The following is a 17540-nucleotide window of genomic DNA, read 5'->3' on the forward strand; positions in this document are numbered from 1 at the left end:
TGCGTCAAAAACTTGTCTGATAGAAGACTCACAGCCTCAAGTTTTTTCCTTGAAAAACGTGTGATTTTTCGTGATTTTCATTGCAAATACCAAAGGCAGGCACGCCCTAAAAAATTTTTAAAAATAGTCATGGATTGATAAAATTTTTTACAAAAAATTTGTTATACTAATCATATTTTTACTCATGTCATTAAACAGTCATTTTAACCCATTTATAAATAATTTTATCAATTAAGGATAACACGTGCGTGCTTTAAATGCCATTGACCATGTATTTTTAATGCTTGAAACTCGCAAGGAGCCGATGCACGTTTCAGGTTTGTGTATTTTTGAGGTGCCTGACGGGGCGGGTGATGATTTTTTGACAAAGTTGGTATCAGACATTGAAGTGACACGCACCAAGCCAAGCTTTCCTTTTAATCAAGTGCTAAGCAAGAGGCTGTTTTGGGAGCCAGATGGGGATTTTGATGTTAATCATCATTTCCGCCATGTCGCCCTGCCCAAACCCGGTGGCACACAAGAGCTGACGAACTATATCTCACGTGAGCATGGGCTGATGTTGGATAGAGCCAAGCCGTTGTGGGAATTTCATCTCATTGATGGGCTTGCCCCTGCTTACGATGGTGGTAACGCTCGCTTTGCCCTGTTTTTAAAGATTCATCACGCCATGGCAGACGGTATCGCCGCCATGCGACTGCTTCAAATGTCGCTCTCAGCGTCCAAAACAGAGAAGATGACCGCCCCGTTTTGGTCGTTATCCACCAAATACCGCAGTCAAATCAACGCCATCTTACCCATTCACAAACCGCCCCTAAAAATCATCAAAGAACAACTTACCACCATCTATCCTGTGGGGCGAGAGCTGGTTAATAGTGTCAAAAATCACTTTGGGGAAAAGAATCTGCATTTTACCAGTACCTTTGATGCCCCCAAGTCTATCTTAAATCAAAAAATCAGCAGTTCACGTCAGCTGTCGTTTGTCTCGTTTAAAAAAGGGCGATTTGCAAAGATTGCCGAGCATTTTGGGGCGACGACCAATGATGTCCTGCTTGCCATCTGTGCAGGGGCGTTGCGTGAATATTTGCTCGTCCAAGATGCCCTGCCTGCCAAGCCACTCATCGCCTTTGTGCCGATATCGCTTCGCCGTGATAAAAGTGCCATGGGCAATCAGCTCTCGTTCATCCTTACCAACCTTGCCACGCACAAATCTGACCCTGCCGAGCGTCTATTGACCATCAAGGCAAGCGTGGATGATGGCAAACAGCGATTTTCCCGCATGAATCAGGCACAAGTCATTAATTATAGTCTGCTTACTTATGGCATGGCATTTGCCAACCTAAGCACGGGCGTGATGCCGACCCGCCAAGCCTTTAATCTCATCATCTCAAATGTACCAGGAGATAATACGCCATTGTATCTTAATGGGGCGAGACTGACGGGGATTTTCCCTGCGTCGGTGCTATTAGATGGGCAGGCTTTAAACATCACGCTAACCAATTATCAAGACAAGATAGATTTTGGCATTACCGCTTGCCAAAGTGCTTTGCCACACATTGAACAGCTGATTGAGTTTTTGGAGCAGGAATTGTTGGTGTTTGAAAGACTGTTGCCAAAAGAATAAGATGACAAAACCCTTATGCCACACATCGTCTGGGTGTTGTTTGCTTGATGGGCGTGGTTAATTTGGCTAGGGTTTGGACAATCATGTCGTTACTGATGGTGCGTGTCTTGTCGCCATGAATGACGGTCATGATGGCATGGCAAGTGCAATGAGTGGCTTGATGATGAGCGGTTTGGCGGGTCATGGCTGTACCTGTCTTAATTAAAATTAGTGGTGGGTTACAGGTTTAGTGTAGCCCAATTAAGAAGTGGGGACAACCATTTTTCGCCATTTTTCTTGATAAATTGTAAACAGATGTTTTGTTTATGACTGGCTAATGACAAGCCCTAATAATTATCGCAAACTCTTGGGTAGAGAAAAAGTAACATTCTCTTCAATGCCCGACAGCTCAGTGGGGGCATCTGCTCCCCAGTCTTGCAAGGTGTCTAGCACTTCTTTTATCAGCACTTCGGGGGCGGACGCACCTGCGGTAACTCCGACTTTGTCCACGCCATCAAACCATGCCTTATCCATCTGAGAAGCGTTATCAATGAGGTACGCCTTTGCCCCCAGTCGTTCGGCAAGCTCACGCAAGCGATTGGAGTTGGACGAGTTGGGCGAACCGACCACGAGGACGATTTGACATTCTTTTGCCAAAGATTTTACCGCATCTTGACGGTTTTGGGTGGCGTAGCAAATGTCGTCTTTTCTTGGGGCGTTGATTTGGGGGAATTTATCTTTTAGGGCGTCTATCACTTGGGCGGTGTCGTCCATAGATAGAGTGGTCTGAGTAACAAACGCAAGTTCTTTGTCCGCCCCAAAGTCTAAGTTTGCCACGTCATCCACATCTTCGACCAGATGAATGCGACCGCCAAAACTGGTGTCAAACCGCCCCATCGTACCCTCCACCTCAGGGTGTCCTGCGTGTCCGATAAGAATGGCATCCATACCGCCTTTGGCAAATTTACCCACTTCAATATGCACCTTGGTAACCAAAGGGCAGGTGGCATCAAACACGGTCAAATCACGGCGTGTCGCTTCGTCTTCGACTGCTTTGGATACGCCATGAGCCGAGAAAATCACAATCGCCCCATCAGGCACTTCGTCCAGCTCTTCGACAAACACCGCCCCACGACGAGCCAAATCTTCAACCACAAATTTGTTGTGGACGACTTCATGGCGGACATAAATGGGCGGATTAAAACGGCATAAGGCTTCATTAACAATGGCAATAGCACGGTCAACGCCAGCACAAAAGCCACGGGGATTGGCAAGTAGAATTTGCATGAAAGATTTCCAAATAACTCAACATCAAACGGCTTACTTTATCATAATTTGTCGTTTTAGGATATGACAATTTGTGCTATAATCTGTCAATCATCATCATTTGGCGAAATCATCATGACGAACACAAACCCCACCCAAGGCACGCTTTTTATCATCACCGCCGCCTCAGGCACAGGCAAGACTTCACTGGTCAAGGAGCTACTTGCCACCACCAAAAATCTCGTGGTTAGTGTCTCGCACACCACCCGTGAACCCAGACGTGGTGAGATTGATGGCGAGCATTATTATTTTACTAATAGAGATGAGTTCATCCGCTTGGTGGGGGAGAGTGAGTTTTTGGAGCATGCCGAAGTGTTTGGCAATTATTATGGCACCAGTAAGACGGCGGTCAATGATTTGCTCAGTGCGGGCATGGACGTGATTTTGGAGATTGATTGGCAAGGAGCACTACAAGTCAAAAAACTCATTCCTCAAGCGGTGATGATTTTTATCCTACCGCCAAGCCGTGAAGCCCTGCGTAGCCGTCTGATGAATCGCAACCAAGATGCCACAAAGGTCATCGAGACCAGACTGGCAGGGGCGGTGCGTGAGATGCAAGAGTATGTGAACTTTGACTATGTGGTAATTAATGATGATTTTGATGTGGCATTATCTGAGATAAAATCCATCATCACTGCTTATCGCCTTGCCATCGACAAGCAAACGGCACGCCATGAAAAATTAATCAGTCAGTTATTGGCAAGTTAGGGTGTGTCAAACCTTAATTTTCCACTTTTAAAATAGTAAAAATCTGTTATAATAATAGATTGTTATCAATGTAAAGAGTGTGATTTATGGCACGAGTGACGATTGAAGATTGTTTGGATACGGTGGATAACCGTTTTGATTTGATTTTGGTGGCATCAAGACGAGCACGTCAGCTTGCCACAGGGCGTGCCGACCCGTTGGTGACTCCCGAAGGCGACAAGCCAACCGTGCTTGCCCTGCGTGAGATTGCCGATGGTCATGTGACCCGTGCGATTTTAGATAAGCCTGAAGAAGTGTATGTGAAAAAAGAACCGCCACCGTTTGATCCAACGGCTAATGGTTTTTAAAATCATATACAGTCCTAAAAACCATGCTTTTGGCGTGGTTTTTTGTTTTGTCATTCATTAAACTTTCTGATTTTATCATAAAAATAACTCCATAAAAACGGATAATTTTCCCTTGACAATTTAACGAAAAACTGATTAATTATAAAGTTCGGATTGGGGATTTTTTTAGATAAAATCATGCCCCACTTCAAGAGCTTTTTGTTAGGGCGTGCCTGCCTTTTGTATTTGCAATGAAAATCACGAAAAATCACACGTTTTTCAAAGAAAAAACTTAAGGCTGTGAGTCTTCTATCAGACAAGTTTTTGACTTCGAGCCACAAGATTTAGCCATTTTTCATGCAAAAACGATTGATTTATTGCTAAAAATTTTAAAATTGTAAATAGTGTTATAAAGAGTGGGCACGCCCTAATTAAACAACCAACCAACACACTACCGAGCCAAACCAATCATGTTAGCCAACTACCACGCCGATAATATCCCTACACGTTTTAGTCATCCTTTGGTGGATGAAGCCAAAGACAGCCTGATGAATGCGGTCAGCTACTTAGATGCCAAAGAGCGGGCGGATGTGCTACGGGCGTGCCATTTTGGCGACATGGCACACATCAAGGACAAACGCAAATCGGGCGAGCCGTACATCACGCACCCCATTGCGGTGGCGGAGATTTTGGCGGGGTTCTCACTTGATAAAGATTCTATCATTGCTGCGATTTTGCATGACACGGTAGAAGACACCGAAGTCACCGATGAGCTGGTGGCAAGTGAGTTTGGCGAGACGGTGGCACGGCTGGTGGATGGCGTAACTAAGCTAAAATCGGGCAACATGAGCAAACAGCAATCGCAGGCAGCGACTTTTCATAAGATTTTAAATGCCACGCTCATAGACCCCCGTGTACTCATCATCAAGCTGTCTGACCGCTTGCATAACATGAGTACCATGGATGCGGTACGAGAAGAAAAACAAAAATCAACCGCTCGTGAGACGTTGGATTTTTATGTGCCGTTCGCGCGCATTATGGGGCTAAACGACATCGCTGACTACATCGAGCTTTTGTGTTATCGCAACCTTAACCCTGCCATGTACAACAAATTTAATGACAAGCTGTTACAACATGGTTTGGGGCGTAATTTTCAAAAGATTGAGATTAGCACTTACCTACAAAACCTGCTGGGACATCTAAATCTAAAAGGACATGTGCAGGTGCTGGACAACCGCACAAGCATGTATCGGCAGTTCTTTAAAAACCGTGGGCAAGCCAATCGCTTGATTCGCCAATATGATTTTGAGGTGGTGCTAGAAGACATCGGGGCGTGCGACAAACTGGCGTATCATCTCATTCAAAAGTTTGAAATCGCTGACCGTAACATTCAGGACAATATCCGTAAACCCCTAGCAGGGGGCAATCAGTCGCTGTCGCTGATTTATCAAAAAGATTATAACTTCATCAAAGTCACGCTCATGACCGCACGCATGAAAGAAGCGTCTCGCTTGGGCGTGCTTGGCAATAGCAAAAATGACATCAGTCAGTCGGTGATACAGGCAAGTTTGCGTAATATGAAGGATTTGGCGGCGGTCGAAGGCGAAGATGCGGAGACGTCGCTTAAAGTCATCAATGAGCTTATGAGCTATCTGCATGAGCGTAAAATCGTCTGTTATAGCCCCCAAGGGCGTGCCTATGAGCTACCCCGTGGGGCGACGGCACTCGATTTTGCCTATGCGGTCGGGCCTGCCGTGGGTAACATCGCCACAGGGGCGGACATCAATGGCGAGCATGGTAAGCTTGGGTTGATGCTAGCAGATGGTGACACCGTGAGCATTGATATTGATAAAAATGCCACGCCCAAGGCAGATTGGCTTGGCTTTGTGGCGACCAACAAAGCCCGCAATGAGATTTTAAAATTCCTAAAACATCTGCCCCATGACCAAAAAGAGCATTATGGCAAAGAAGCCTTGATGCGTGCCTTAAAGCCTTATGATAAAACACTAGATGACTTATCCGAGCAGGATTGGGCGGATATTTTGGCATGGCGTGGCGTGTCAAGCCAAACCGAGATTTTCCTACAAATCGCCACAGGCACACTACTGCCACAGTTGGTCGTCTCTCGTCTGTTTAGCGAAGAAGTGGATGTGGCAGACGGGGCGGAGATTACCCAAACCAAGCATTTATTAGCAGGCATTAAGGGTTTGGAGATTACCTTTGCCAAATGTTGTAATCCCATGTATGGCGATAACATTGTCGGACATTTGTCGGCACGTCAAGGGCTGACCGTCCATCGTCATAAATGCTATTCACTAGAAAACATCCGTGCTGAGAATCCTTATCAGGTCATACAGCTCAACTGGAAGTCGGATATCAAGCTTGACCATGCCAACTCGATTGGACAGCTGCATTTTCCTGCCACACTCAAAATCCACGCCATGCTAAATGAAGAGCAGATGAGTCAGGCGATTTATGAGCTGCGTGATTTGAACATTGGTATTGAGCAGACGTCTGTCAAGGCAGATGAGAAATCAGGCGGTGGGGTCGGGGCGACCTTTATACAGGTGGTGGTGCGTTCCCGAGCTCATTTAGAAGAAGGTATCATGAAGCTACGCCAAGTGCTGGGCTATCCTAGTATCATGCGACTGTATCAGATGCCGACTTAATGCTCTGTGCTTTTGCACAAAACAAACCCTGCCAATATGCAGGGTTTGTTTTCAACCATGCCATGATAATTTAGATTAACGTTTGATGGCACGCTCATAGATGGCACGGTTCTCAGGAAGGAGCTTTTCCATCGCTTGAATACGACTGTCGTTATTGGGGTGGGTAGAGAAAATGCTACCTGCCTTGCTACCACCGCCTTTTTTGGCGTTCATCTTTTTCCAAACGTTGATGGCATCAGCAGGGTTGTAACCTGCCATCGCCATCAGTCGCATGCCGAGTGCGTCCGCTTCGTATTCGTGATGGCGAGAGTGGGGTTTATCAAGTCCGTATTCGTGTAACACACTTGCCCCGAGATTGACCATGTCGGCATTATAACCTGTATTGGCTTGGACAGCGGCGGCACCAAGCTGTACCGCTAGGCTAGACAGGACGTTTGCTCCCATTTGTTTTTTACTGTGTTCTAGCAAAGCATGAGCCATCTCGTGTCCGACAATGGCGGCAATCTCGCTCTCGGTCAAGTTATAATTCTCAGCCAGTCCTGTGTAAAATGCCATCTTGCCCCCTGGCATCGCCCAAGCATTCTCGGTTTTATCCCTAACCACGGTCATTTGCCAGTCAAAACGTATGCCTGTGTTATTTAGGGAGTCGGCATGTGGTCTTAGACGGTTAAAGGCACGTTGAACGGTCTTGGCGGTGTTTGATGTGGTATCAATCTTGGCTTTGCTGAGCATTTGTTGATAGTGGGAGCCTGCTTGGGCGTTTAGGGTTTTGGTGTCCATGCCTGCCATGTCAGCAACGGTGGTGCAACCCGATAAAGTCAAGGTGGTACTAAGTAGGGCGATGCTTAATTTTTTCATAAAAAGTCCTGATTGGGTAAAACATAAAACCATCATAGCATTTTCAAAGTTTAAAAACAACATGGTGAACGGGTGCTTTAACAATAAAAAATACTTGAATATTCATGGTAATTTGTTTAATATAATCTTACCATTTCTTAAGGAGTAAGCCATGTGTTGTCAAATTGACCTAAATTCTAAATCTGACGTGGTGCATTTTTTGGGCAAAACCGAACCCAATCTTTTGCCAAAGACATCCGATAATGTCGCAGGTAACATCGTCTATACGGGCGAGCCTGCCATGAGTCTGTGGGATAAAATTATGGCTCGTTGGCAAGCTAACAAGACGAGCAAGTAATAAGCGGGTAAATTACAGACAAATGAACACCATTTAAGATAAATGGTATTTAAACAGCATTTAAACATAGAAATATCTTAGGAATAACCATGCCAAAACAAATCATTCATGCTGACAACGCCCCAAAAGCAGTGGGAACGTACTCACAAGCTGTCAAGGTGGGTAATACCGTCTATGTCTCAGGTCAAATCGGGCTTGACCCTGTAAGCATGACCTTGCGTGATGGGTTTACCGCCCAAGCTGAGCAAGTGTTTGATAATATTGAAGCCATTGCCAAAGTAGCAGGCGGTAGTTTGGCGGATGTGGTAAAGTTTAACGTATCATTAGATGATTTGAATGATTTTAATGAATTAAATCAAATCTTTGAATCTCGTCTCACCGCTCCTTATCCTGCCCGTGCCGCCCTAGAAGTCTCTGCCTTACCAAAAGGGGCGTTGGTGGAGATTGAAGCGATTTTATATATCGAATAAATTTTGGTATTGGTCTAAAAAGTATGCTGAACTAGATTTTCCGTTCACCCTGAGCCTGCCTGCGGGTAGGAAAACCGTTAGGTTTCCCAAGCTCACCACGAACGGTTTTCCTTGTAGCATACTTTTTGAACCAGAGCCTAAATTTTTAATAAATGTCAATGTAAGGGCGAATACCGCCCTTATTTTTATGTTAAAGACCACACCATGCTAATCCAAGTCGCCTTGCCTGTACCGCTTTATCGCCTGTTTGATTATCGTGTGGCGGACGTGTTGCCACCGATAGGCGTGCGTGTCAAAGTGCCGTTCGGTCGCCAAGAGTTTATCGGCATCGTGGCAGGGCATGTCCACCCCGATGACAGTGATGTGCCACAGGATAAATTAAAATCACTCATTTATGTGATAGATGATGAGCCGATTTTTGATGAATATTTTTTTAAACTTGCCCGATGGCTGTCGTCTTATTATCATTATCCGCTGGGCGACACGATGGCGGTAATGTTACCCACGCTCATCAAGGCAGGGGCGGATGTCAGTGATGAGGTATGGCGATATCGGGCGGTCGCTCACGCTGATGATGGGTTTGTTAAAGGCGTGCTGAGTAAAACTGCCAAAAAACAGCACGCTGATTTTGTCGTTATCCGTGATAACCCGAACGCCACCAAACACACCTTGCGGATGCTTGGGGTAACAGAGCGAAATTTGACACTATTTGTCCAAAAAGAGCTGATAGAATGTCACACTGCCCCAAACACACCGCCCCTGCCTGCCCAAGTGGTGCAAGAGCCACTGACCCTAAATGACGAACAACGCTTGGCACTGACGCAGATAAGCCAAATCATACATGACGGGCGTTATCAAGGTGTATTGCTCAATGGCGTAACAGGCTCGGGTAAGACCGAAGTGTACCTACAAGCGATGGAGCAGGTGCTGGCACAGGGTCGGCAGGTGCTGATTATGGTGCCTGAGATAGGACTGACCCCACAGAGTCGGGAGCGTTTCTCGGCACGCTTTGGGGCGAATGTCGTGGTGTTACATTCATCATTAAACGACAAAGAACGGCTGTCGGGATGGCAGGCGTGTCGGCAGGGGCAAGCCCAAATCATCATCGCCACACGTTCGGCACTGTTTTACCCCTTTGCCAATTTGGGACTGATTATTATTGATGAAGCTCACGATACGAGCTTTAAACAGCAAGACCATTTGCGATATCACGCCTGTGATGTGGCGTTGTATGTGGGGGTGTTAAAACAAATCCCTGTGGTGCTAGGCACGGCAACGCCCAGCCTTGAACAAATTAAACTTGTCCGTGATGGCAAACTGCATGAATGCAAACTCACCAAACGGGCAGGGGGTGCGATACCGCCCACGTTTCGCCTTGTGGACATGAGAGTGGGAACACAATGGCAGACGGACATGACAGGCGAGAGCCGTGATACCGAACTGGCTCATCAGACAGTGCAGGCGGTGCGTGAGACCTTAGGGCGGGGCGAGCAGGTGTTGATGTTTCTAAATCGCCGTGGCTATGCCCTGATTCTCTTATGTGGGGCGTGTGGCTGGCAAGCGGACTGCATGCGGTGTAGCAGTCATCTGACCTTGCACAAAAACCCCTTCAAAAAAGCACGCTATGCCAATGAGCAGTATCTGTATGATTATCTAAAATGCCATCATTGTGGCTATCAGGTGGTGACGCCCAAGGTTTGTCCGAGCTGTCATAGCCCAAATCTTGTACATTTGGGGCAGGGGACAGGGCAGTTGTACGAAAGGTTGCACAGCATTTTTGCCAATCCCCAAACCGTCCAGACCCCTTATCCCATCGTGCAGATAGACCGTGATACGGTGCGTGGCAAGGGGGGATGGGATAGACTGTATGAACGTGTTAGTACGGGCGAGCCAATGATATTGTTAGGCACACAAATGCTGGCAAAAGGTCATCATTTTCCTAATGTCACGCTAGTGGTGATTGTCAATGCTGACAGCGGATTTTTGTCGCCTGATTTTCGTTCGCCTGAGCACACCGCCCAGATGATTATGCAGGTGGCAGGACGAGCAGGGCGTGCAGGACGAGCAGGGGAGGTGCTGATACAGACCCTAAACCCTGATAATCCATTACTGCTTGATTTGATACGCTACGGTTATGATAAATTCGCCCATGACTTATTGGCAGAACGGTATGGATTGGGACTGCCTCCGTATAGTCATGCGGTGCTGGTGCGGGCGGATGCTCATCGGCTTGATGTCGCCAAAAATGCCATCATCGGAGCAAAAAACCATCTGCCCCAAGCTCATCCCTTTGCCGTGCTTGCCCCCATTGATGCCCCGATGGTCAAGAAAAACAACCGCTTTCATGTGCAGATGCTCATCCTTGCCAAAGAACGCAAAGTGTTACATGACGTGTTGGCATGGTGGTGGCAGGACGTGCTTGCCCTGCCCAGCTCTCGGGGGGTCAAGATGGCGATAGACATTGACCCTGTGGGATGGTAGATGGTCAAAAAAAGATGTTTGCAATATCCTTTTGTGGCATGAACTTTATTCTTTACGTGGCACGCTATCCACATCAATGGCGTCTTTTATGAGTTCATTGCTGATGGTTACGCCTTGATTTTGGGCGTGTTTGGGGCTGACGTAGAGCGTGAGTTTGTTCATGACCTCAGGGGCGATGTCGGTAGGCTTAGTGCCGTCTAGGGTCTGGGCGACCAGTTTGGCGGTGGTTACCCCAAAATCAAAATCATTGACCCCAAGTCCTGCACTCGCCCCACGTCTAACGCTAAACTCATCGGATGCAATGACAGGGATTTTTAACTCATTGGCAACCCCAACCATCGCCTCCATTGCCGATGCCACGCCATTGTCAAGTGATGTATAAATCAAATCGGCGCGTCCATCCAAAGCACGAGTGGCGGCAGCGACATCGGCCGAGCGGTTGGCAGGCACGTCCACAAGGGTCATCCCACGCTTGGGAAGTTCGATGGCAAGCTGTTCTTTGATGGCTACAGAGTTTGCCTCACCGGGGCTATATACAAAGCCGATACGCTTGGCACCAGGCTTGATTTGGGTAAATAAATCAAGCTGTGGTTCAAGCGGTAGCTGGCTAGACAGTCCGGTGATGTTCGCTTGTAGGGCTTGGTTGTTATTATCGATAAGTTTAGCCGCCACAGGGTCGGAGACAGCGGTGTAAATCAGGGGAATACTCTGGGTTGCTGCCGCCAGACTCTGGGCGGTGGGAGTGGTGATGGCAATGATGGCATCAGGAGTGTCGGCGGCGAACTGCTTGGAGATTTGCCCCATGGTCGCCATGTTACCCTGTGCTGATTGGAAATTTACCGTCAGATTTTGTCCTTCTTGGTAGCCATGTTGTCCCAAGCCATAAATCACCCCTTTTCTGATGTCGTCAAGCGATGGGTGTTCCACAATGGCACCAATGGCAATGGTTTTGGGGGCTTTTTGGGTGGTGGTGTCTTGGGTGGTCTCTTCGGCAGGCGTGGCAGTAGGTTTGTCATTACCACAGCCAGTCAGTAGGGCGATGGCAAGCGTTAAGGCGGATAAGGCGTACGTTTTCATAAAAATCCTTAATAGATAAGTATACTAAAAATTTGGATAATTTAACACATTTGCCCCAAAAAAACAGCGGTTTTTTGTAAAAATATTGTCATTTTGTCATCGCTAAATTTAATTATACCCAAAAATATGCTATTATTAATCGCAAATTTAATAAGATGAGCAAACAGACATGAGCGAGAATAAAAGCGGATTTTTTGCCCGCATGAAAGCAGGATTATCCAAATCCAGTAAGAATTTATCAGAAGGTCTGATGAATGTCCTAGTCGGTGGCAAAGAGATTGATGATGAGTTGTTAGAAGAAGTCGAAGATCAGCTTCTGGTGGCGGACATTGGCGTGGATGCGACCAATCGGATTATCACGAGCCTAACCGAGCAGACGGCACGGGGCGATTTGATTTATTCGCATTCGTTATATAAAGCCCTAAAAAAGGAGTTGGTGGACATTTTAGAACCCAAAGTTGCCCCGCTTATCATCGACTCGACCAAAAAACCGTTTGTGATTCTCATGGTTGGCGTTAATGGCGTGGGTAAGACCACGACCATTGGCAAACTTGCCAAACGCTTACAGAGTGAAGGCAAATCGGTCATGCTCGCAGCAGGCGACACGTTTCGGGCGGCAGCGACTGAACAGCTTCAAGTGTGGGGCGAGCGTAACGACATTCCTGTGGTGGCACAAGGGCAGGGTTCGGACAGTGCGTCGGTGATTTTTGATGCCATGCAGTCAGCGAAAGCAAAGGGCATTGACGTGCTCATTGCCGATACCGCAGGGCGACTACAAAACAAAACGTATCTCATGAACGAGCTTGAAAAAGTCATTCGTGTCATGAAAAAAGCAGATGAGACCGCCCCACATGAGTGCATGATTGTACTAGATGCTGGTACGGGTCAAAATGCCATTAGTCAGGTCAATCTATTTAGAGAAGTCGCCCCATTATCAGGCGTTACCATTACCAAACTGGACGGCACGGCAAAAGGCGGTGTGGTCTTTAATGTCGCCCAGACGACCGATGTCCCCATTCGCTTTATCGGCGTGGGCGAGCAGATTGATGATTTACAGCCCTTTCACCCCAAAGAGTTTGTAGATGCACTCATCAGCGAAGAAAAATGACAAAAAGGCGAATGCATTTCACCTTTTATTGGGGCGTGTTGAATATTGGTATTTGCAATGAAAATCACGAAAAATCGCACGTTTTTCAAGGAAAAAAACGTAGGCTGATAGTCGTTCTATCAAACGAGCTTTTGACTTCGAGCCACAATCCGACCACTTAACTGGGTAAATTTTAAGAGTTTTAACTTGATTTTTTAAATTAAGTGGTCGGATAGCCATTTTTCATGCAAAAATTGATTAAATCATCAAGTTTCTATCAAATTCTAATAAAATGTTATCAATGACAGGCACGCCCTATATAGGATAAATTAAAAGAAACTTATGATAACCACGCATTATTATCCGCCCATAGATTTACCGATGATAACTTTGACGGTCAAAGACGGCAGGTTATTGGCGTTAGATTGGTATAACGACAAAACCGCCCAAATCTTTGATAAATTAAATCAGCATGCGGTTTTTATAAAACAGGCGGAGTTAAAAGATATTGATAAAAACCAATCGATTGCCTTGCAAACCACTGCTCAATTAGATGAATATTTTAAAGGCGAACGCACGGTATTTGAATTACCGCTTGATTTATCGCATGGCACCGATTTTCAAATAAAAGTTTGGCAAACGCTTTGTAAAATCCCTTATGGACACACGATAAGTTATAAAGAGCTGGCAAGTATGATAAATAAACCTACCGCACATCGAGCGTGTGCCAACGCCAATGGCAAAAACTTAATCTCGCTCATCGTGCCATGTCATCGTGTGATAGCGTCGGACGGTACGCTGGGTGGGTATACGGGTGGAGTGTCAATTAAGCGAATATTGCTTGATTTGGAGAGTAAGAATTTGATATAAAAACCCAAAAACTTTATAGGGCGTGTCTGCCTTTTATAACACTATTTACAATATAGAAATATTTTAGAAATAGACTAATCATTTTTGCATGAAAAATGGCTATCCGACCACTTAATTTAAAAAATCAAGTTAAAACTCTTAAAATTTACCCAGTTAAGTGGTCGGATTGTGGCTCGAAGTCAAAAGCTCGTTTGATAGAACGACTATCAGCCTACGTTTTTTTCTTGAAAAACGTGCGATTTTTCGTGATTTTCATTGCAAATACAAAAGGCAGGCACGCCCTAATATTTGAATCGGAAAATGTAGGGTGGGTTATATCCATTTTAAATACCAACAATGTCATAGGCAAAATATAACCTAGCTCTACAATCTTTATACAAAATTTACGGTCTGGCAGGTAAAATAAGTGGCAATAAAGCTCCATAACCCTCTTTTTGCATCTGTGCTTTTGGTATGAATTTTAGTGCATTGCCATTGATACAATAACGCAAACCCCCTCTGTCTTGCGGCCCATCAGTAAATACATGTCCCAAATGTGAATCCGCCACTCTTGAACGCACTTCTGTGCGAATCATATTATAACTGTCGTCTTTGTGTTCGGTGATGACCTCTGGGGTGATGGGTTTTGTAAAGCTTGGCCAACCACAGCGAGAATTGTATTTGTCGGTAGATGAAAATAAAGGTTCACCACTAACAACATCTACATACAAGCCGTCATCAAATAATTGGTCATAGTCATGACTAAATGCCCATTCTGTTTTTGCTTGTTGCGTGATGCGATATTGGGCATCGGTTAGGGTTTGTTTTAAATTGTCTTTATCAAAATTTTGATAGCGTGTTGGGTCTAATGCTTCATCAACGGTCTTTGCCTCAGCCAAAGTATTGGGGCTGTTTTTGGTGATTTTTTTATTGGCAAGACTTAAATCAACATGACAATAACCGTCAGGGTTTTTGGTAAGATAATCTTGATGGTAGTTTTCTGCCATGCTAAAATTGGATAACGGCAGGTTTTCAACGGCAATTTTTTGTTGGTACTTATCTTGTAAGGCGTTTAGTGCTTTATCAATGACCGCTTTATCTTGTGTATTGACGTAATAAATGCCCGTGCGGTACTGTATGCCACGGTCATTGCCTTGCTTGTTGATGCTGGTGGGGTCAATAATGCGAAAATAGTACTGTAATAATGTATCTAAATCCACTTTGTCAGCATCATATGTTACCTTGACGGTCTCGGCATGACCTGAACCTCTGATGACCTCCTCATAGCTTGGATTTGGTAGATTTGGACTGCCATTGGCATAGCCACTTACCGCATCCAAAACGCCGTCAATGCGTTCCATATAAGCCTCAACACCCCAAAAACAGCCCCCTGCCAAATAGATGGTGCTCACGTTAGCCGTATTGCCATTACTGTTGTAATAGTTAGTGTTTTGGCTGGGTCGGGTCATGGTGCTGTTTTGTGTTTTTAAGGCTTCTAGAGTATTAGGATTATCTGCCAAATAGTTCATTTGTTCTTGGCTTAGATTTCCCCTGTTAAGATACACAAGTTTACCGTGTTTGTCTAATATTGCCCAACTTGGATAGGCTTGTACGCCCAGCTGAGTGATGATTTTTGCTTCTGTGTCAATTAGTACAGGTAAGGTGGGATAGTCTGCTTGCAATACTTGATACCAATCTTTAAAGGCCTGAGTGGGTTTCTCTCCAAGGTGATTTGGGCTGACAACAGTAACAATATTAAAGTCTGAAAATTTGGGGTCGTTGTGCCAGTCTTGTGTTTCTTGTAGTGTGCCTAGGCACAGAGGGCACCAACTTGCCCAGAATTTTACCAATGTGGGTTTATTTGGGTTGATGACATCTTTGCCTGTATCGCCCAATCCTGAGGTTATCTGAGGTAAGTTGTGCAGTTGCAATAACAGTTCATTGGGTAATACATCGCTGCTTTGGTGTAGTTCGGTTTGGTTGCCATGATGGTCACCGATGCCTTTGCCACAAGCGATGAGCGTAAAGATGCTTGTGGTGGCACTAAGTCCAAAAATGCCAATATTTTTGATGAATCGTTTGGAAAACATGCTTAATTTACCCCTGTTGTAATCTATTATCTAAATGGTGTCGCCAGCTGTTTTTATCAATGATGCACGTGCGACACCATGCCTATGTTACGTTTAGTATTTATACTCATCCGCCTTAAAAGGACCTTCCACATTGACGCCCAGATAATCCGCTTGCTCTTGGGTGAGCTTGGTGATGACCCCATTAAAGCCTGCGACCATGGCGGCGGCGACTTCTTCGTCCAGCTTTTTGGGCAATACTTTGACATAGACCTTGCCTTGCTTGTCAGCACTTGGCAAGTCGGCAAATTTTTCTTGATATAGATGAATTTGGGCAAGCACTTGGTTGGCAAATGAGCCGTCCATGATACGAGACGGGTGTCCTGTGGCGTTGCCTAGGTTGACAAGGCGACCTTCGGATAGCACGATAAGATAATCCGACTCATCATTTGAGCGATAGACTTGATGAACTTGTGGCTTGACTTCCACCCATTTCCAGTTTTTACGCATAAAGTCGGTGTCAATCTCGGTATCAAAATGCCCAATGTTACACACCACAGCGGTGGATTTTAGAGCCTTTAACATCTCGGCGTTACACACGTGATAGTTGCCTGTGGTGGTAACGACAAGGTCGGTATCTTGGAGTAGTGTAGTATTAACTCCTTGATTTTGCTCACCACCCACAAATGGAGAAACAAGCTCATAGCCGTCCATACACGCTTGCATGGCACAAATAGGGTCAATCTCGCTGACACGCACAATCATGCCTTCTTGGCGTAGGCTTTGGGCAGAGCCTTTGCCCACGTCGCCATAACCAATCACCAACGCACGGCGACCAGACAACAACATATCCGTACCACGCTTGATGGCGTCATTGAGTGAATGGCGACAGCCGTATTTGTTGTCGTTTTTGGATTTGGTGACAGCATCATTGACGTTAATTGCAGGGACTTTAAGCTCTCCTTTGCCAAGCATTTCAATCAAACGGTGTACGCCTGTTGTGGTTTCTTCGGAAATGCCGTGAATACTATCTAGCATTTGGGGGTATTTGTTGTGAATGAGTGCGGTCAAGTCGCCACCGTCATCTAGGATAAGGTTAGCATCCCACAGTTTGCCTTCTTTGTGGATTTGCTGTTCCAGGCACCATTCGTACTCTTCTTCGGTCTCGCCTTTCCATGCAAAGACAGGAATGCCAGCAGCGGCAATGGCGGCGGCGGCGTGGTCTTGGGTGCTAAAAATGTTGCACGAAGTCCAGCGAACCTCCGCCCCTAATGCCACAAGCGTTTCAATCAAGACAGCCGTTTGAATGGTCATGTGGATACAGCCCACAATCTTCGCCCCTGCTAGGGGCTTTTGGCTAGCGTAGCGTTTGCGAATGCCCATAAGAGCAGGCATTTCGGTTTCGGCAAGTTTAATCTCTTTGCGACCAAACTCAGCAAGGCTAATATCGGCGACTTTGTAGTCTTTAAATTCTTGGGCGGTAACTGTAGACACTGCGTCCACTCCTATATGATGAAAAATGAGAAAATAACGCAGATGTCGTTGTTTTATAATTATACAAATATGGCAAATTAACTCCAATCTGCACCAATTTTACATTAAAAAATGCCTTTAGTAGGGGTGTGTTGCACACGCCTATAAGCATCAATGTATCATCAGGGCGTGCACAGCACGCCCCTACGG

Annotated in this window: 15 protein-coding genes; 9 read left to right on the forward strand and 6 right to left on the reverse strand. The window is 45.8% G+C overall.

From position 1 onward, the window contains the following. The first annotated feature begins 244 nt into the window (after nt 1–244). On the forward strand, nt 245–1621 hold the full coding sequence (locus LP107_RS04795; RefSeq protein WP_078273123.1) for a WS/DGAT/MGAT family O-acyltransferase: 1377 nt from the start codon (nt 245–247) through the stop codon (nt 1619–1621). Nucleotides 1622–1634: 13 nt separating this feature from the next. Here LP107_RS04795 and LP107_RS04800 read toward each other — a convergent pair whose 3' ends face one another. Together LP107_RS04800 and ispH are read right to left on the reverse strand one after the other, a co-directional pair. Continuing rightward, nucleotides 1635–1805 (reverse strand): hypothetical protein, encoded by a 171-nt coding sequence (locus LP107_RS04800; protein WP_158079585.1) that lies wholly within the window; start codon nt 1803–1805, stop codon nt 1635–1637. 149 nt (nt 1806–1954) lie between these two features. Then, nucleotides 1955–2887, reverse strand: a complete 933-nt coding sequence (gene ispH, locus LP107_RS04805; protein WP_029102094.1) for a 4-hydroxy-3-methylbut-2-enyl diphosphate reductase — start codon at nt 2885–2887, stop codon at nt 1955–1957. A gap of 114 nt (nt 2888–3001) precedes the next feature. On the opposite strand from ispH, the gene gmk reads away from it, so the two are divergent. From gmk to LP107_RS04820, 3 genes are all read left to right on the forward strand, one after another. Then, complete coding sequence (gene gmk / locus LP107_RS04810) at nt 3002–3634, forward strand: guanylate kinase (RefSeq protein WP_112742450.1); 633 nt, start codon at nt 3002–3004, stop codon at nt 3632–3634. Between the two features lie 86 nt (nt 3635–3720). Next, a complete protein-coding gene (gene rpoZ / locus LP107_RS04815) occupies nt 3721–3981 on the forward strand; it encodes a DNA-directed RNA polymerase subunit omega (RefSeq protein WP_051225765.1) in 261 nt (86 codons plus the stop codon). A gap of 449 nt (nt 3982–4430) precedes the next feature. Continuing rightward, the gene (locus tag LP107_RS04820; RefSeq protein ID WP_112742449.1) at nt 4431–6629 is read left to right on the forward strand and encodes a RelA/SpoT family protein; all 2199 of its coding nucleotides are present in this window, start codon (nt 4431–4433) and stop codon (nt 6627–6629) included. 75 nt (nt 6630–6704) lie between these two features. Here LP107_RS04820 and LP107_RS04825 read toward each other — a convergent pair whose 3' ends face one another. Next, a complete protein-coding gene (locus tag LP107_RS04825; RefSeq protein ID WP_078273119.1) occupies nt 6705–7487 on the reverse strand; it encodes a M48 family metallopeptidase in 783 nt (260 codons plus the stop codon). Between the two features lie 151 nt (nt 7488–7638). Here LP107_RS04825 and LP107_RS04830 point away from each other — a divergent pair, with 151 nt between their 5' ends. The 3 genes from LP107_RS04830 (at nt 7639) to LP107_RS04840 (ending at nt 10775) form a co-directional block, all read left to right on the forward strand. Next, on the forward strand, nt 7639–7824 hold the full coding sequence (locus LP107_RS04830) for a hypothetical protein (RefSeq protein ID WP_078273118.1): 186 nt from the start codon (nt 7639–7641) through the stop codon (nt 7822–7824). An 89-nt stretch (nt 7825–7913) separates the two neighbouring features. After that, nucleotides 7914–8294 (forward strand): Rid family detoxifying hydrolase, encoded by a 381-nt coding sequence (locus LP107_RS04835; RefSeq protein ID WP_078273117.1) that lies wholly within the window; start codon nt 7914–7916, stop codon nt 8292–8294. Nucleotides 8295–8498: 204 nt separating this feature from the next. Beyond that, nucleotides 8499–10775 (forward strand): primosomal protein N', encoded by a 2277-nt coding sequence (locus tag LP107_RS04840; protein ID WP_112742448.1) that lies wholly within the window; start codon nt 8499–8501, stop codon nt 10773–10775. Between the two features lie 45 nt (nt 10776–10820). On the opposite strand, the gene LP107_RS04845 is transcribed toward LP107_RS04840, so the two are convergent. Continuing rightward, on the reverse strand, nt 10821–11852 hold the full coding sequence (locus LP107_RS04845) for an ABC transporter substrate-binding protein (protein ID WP_112742447.1): 1032 nt from the start codon (nt 11850–11852) through the stop codon (nt 10821–10823). A 169-nt stretch (nt 11853–12021) separates the two neighbouring features. On the opposite strand from LP107_RS04845, the gene ftsY reads away from it, so the two are divergent. Together ftsY and LP107_RS04855 are read left to right on the forward strand one after the other, a co-directional pair. Continuing rightward, a complete protein-coding gene (ftsY, locus tag LP107_RS04850; protein ID WP_112742446.1) occupies nt 12022–12960 on the forward strand; it encodes a signal recognition particle-docking protein FtsY in 939 nt (312 codons plus the stop codon). A 321-nt stretch (nt 12961–13281) separates the two neighbouring features. Continuing rightward, complete coding sequence (locus LP107_RS04855; RefSeq protein WP_112742445.1) at nt 13282–13809, forward strand: methylated-DNA--[protein]-cysteine S-methyltransferase; 528 nt, start codon at nt 13282–13284, stop codon at nt 13807–13809. Between the two features lie 383 nt (nt 13810–14192). Here the strand turns inward: LP107_RS04855 and msrAB are convergent, their stop codons facing one another. Then, complete coding sequence (msrAB, locus tag LP107_RS04860) at nt 14193–15878, reverse strand: bifunctional peptide-methionine (S)-S-oxide reductase MsrA/peptide-methionine (R)-S-oxide reductase MsrB (protein ID WP_078273112.1); 1686 nt, start codon at nt 15876–15878, stop codon at nt 14193–14195. Between the two features lie 93 nt (nt 15879–15971). Then, nucleotides 15972–17351: an adenosylhomocysteinase gene (gene ahcY / locus LP107_RS04865; RefSeq protein ID WP_112742443.1), complete on the reverse strand. Its 1380-nt coding sequence runs from the start codon at nt 17349–17351 to the stop codon at nt 15972–15974. Nucleotides 17352–17540 lie beyond the last annotated feature (189 nt).

This window comes from Moraxella bovis (assembly GCF_025985205.1).
Lineage (GTDB): Bacteria > Pseudomonadota > Gammaproteobacteria > Pseudomonadales > Moraxellaceae > Moraxella > Moraxella bovis.

Bases quoted from the DNA above. Each gene is read 5' to 3' on its own strand.
- LP107_RS04820 (WP_112742449.1), top strand. From the start codon at position 4,431: ATGTTAGCCAACTACCACGCCGATAATATCCCTACACGTTTTAGTCAT.
- LP107_RS04855 (WP_112742445.1), top strand. From the start codon at position 13,282: ATGATAACCACGCATTATTATCCGCCCATAGATTTACCGATGATAACT.
- msrAB (WP_078273112.1), bottom strand. From the start codon at position 15,878: ATGTTTTCCAAACGATTCATCAAAAATATTGGCATTTTTGGACTTAGT.
- ispH (WP_029102094.1), bottom strand. From the start codon at position 2,887: ATGCAAATTCTACTTGCCAATCCCCGTGGCTTTTGTGCTGGCGTTGAC.
- LP107_RS04835 (WP_078273117.1), top strand. From the start codon at position 7,914: ATGCCAAAACAAATCATTCATGCTGACAACGCCCCAAAAGCAGTGGGA.
- LP107_RS04845 (WP_112742447.1), bottom strand. From the start codon at position 11,852: ATGAAAACGTACGCCTTATCCGCCTTAACGCTTGCCATCGCCCTACTG.
- rpoZ (WP_051225765.1), top strand. From the start codon at position 3,721: ATGGCACGAGTGACGATTGAAGATTGTTTGGATACGGTGGATAACCGT.
- LP107_RS04840 (WP_112742448.1), top strand. From the start codon at position 8,499: ATGCTAATCCAAGTCGCCTTGCCTGTACCGCTTTATCGCCTGTTTGAT.
- LP107_RS04830 (WP_078273118.1), top strand. From the start codon at position 7,639: ATGTGTTGTCAAATTGACCTAAATTCTAAATCTGACGTGGTGCATTTT.
- LP107_RS04800 (WP_158079585.1), bottom strand. From the start codon at position 1,805: ATGACCCGCCAAACCGCTCATCATCAAGCCACTCATTGCACTTGCCAT.
- gmk (WP_112742450.1), top strand. From the start codon at position 3,002: ATGACGAACACAAACCCCACCCAAGGCACGCTTTTTATCATCACCGCC.
- LP107_RS04825 (WP_078273119.1), bottom strand. From the start codon at position 7,487: ATGAAAAAATTAAGCATCGCCCTACTTAGTACCACCTTGACTTTATCG.
- ftsY (WP_112742446.1), top strand. From the start codon at position 12,022: ATGAGCGAGAATAAAAGCGGATTTTTTGCCCGCATGAAAGCAGGATTA.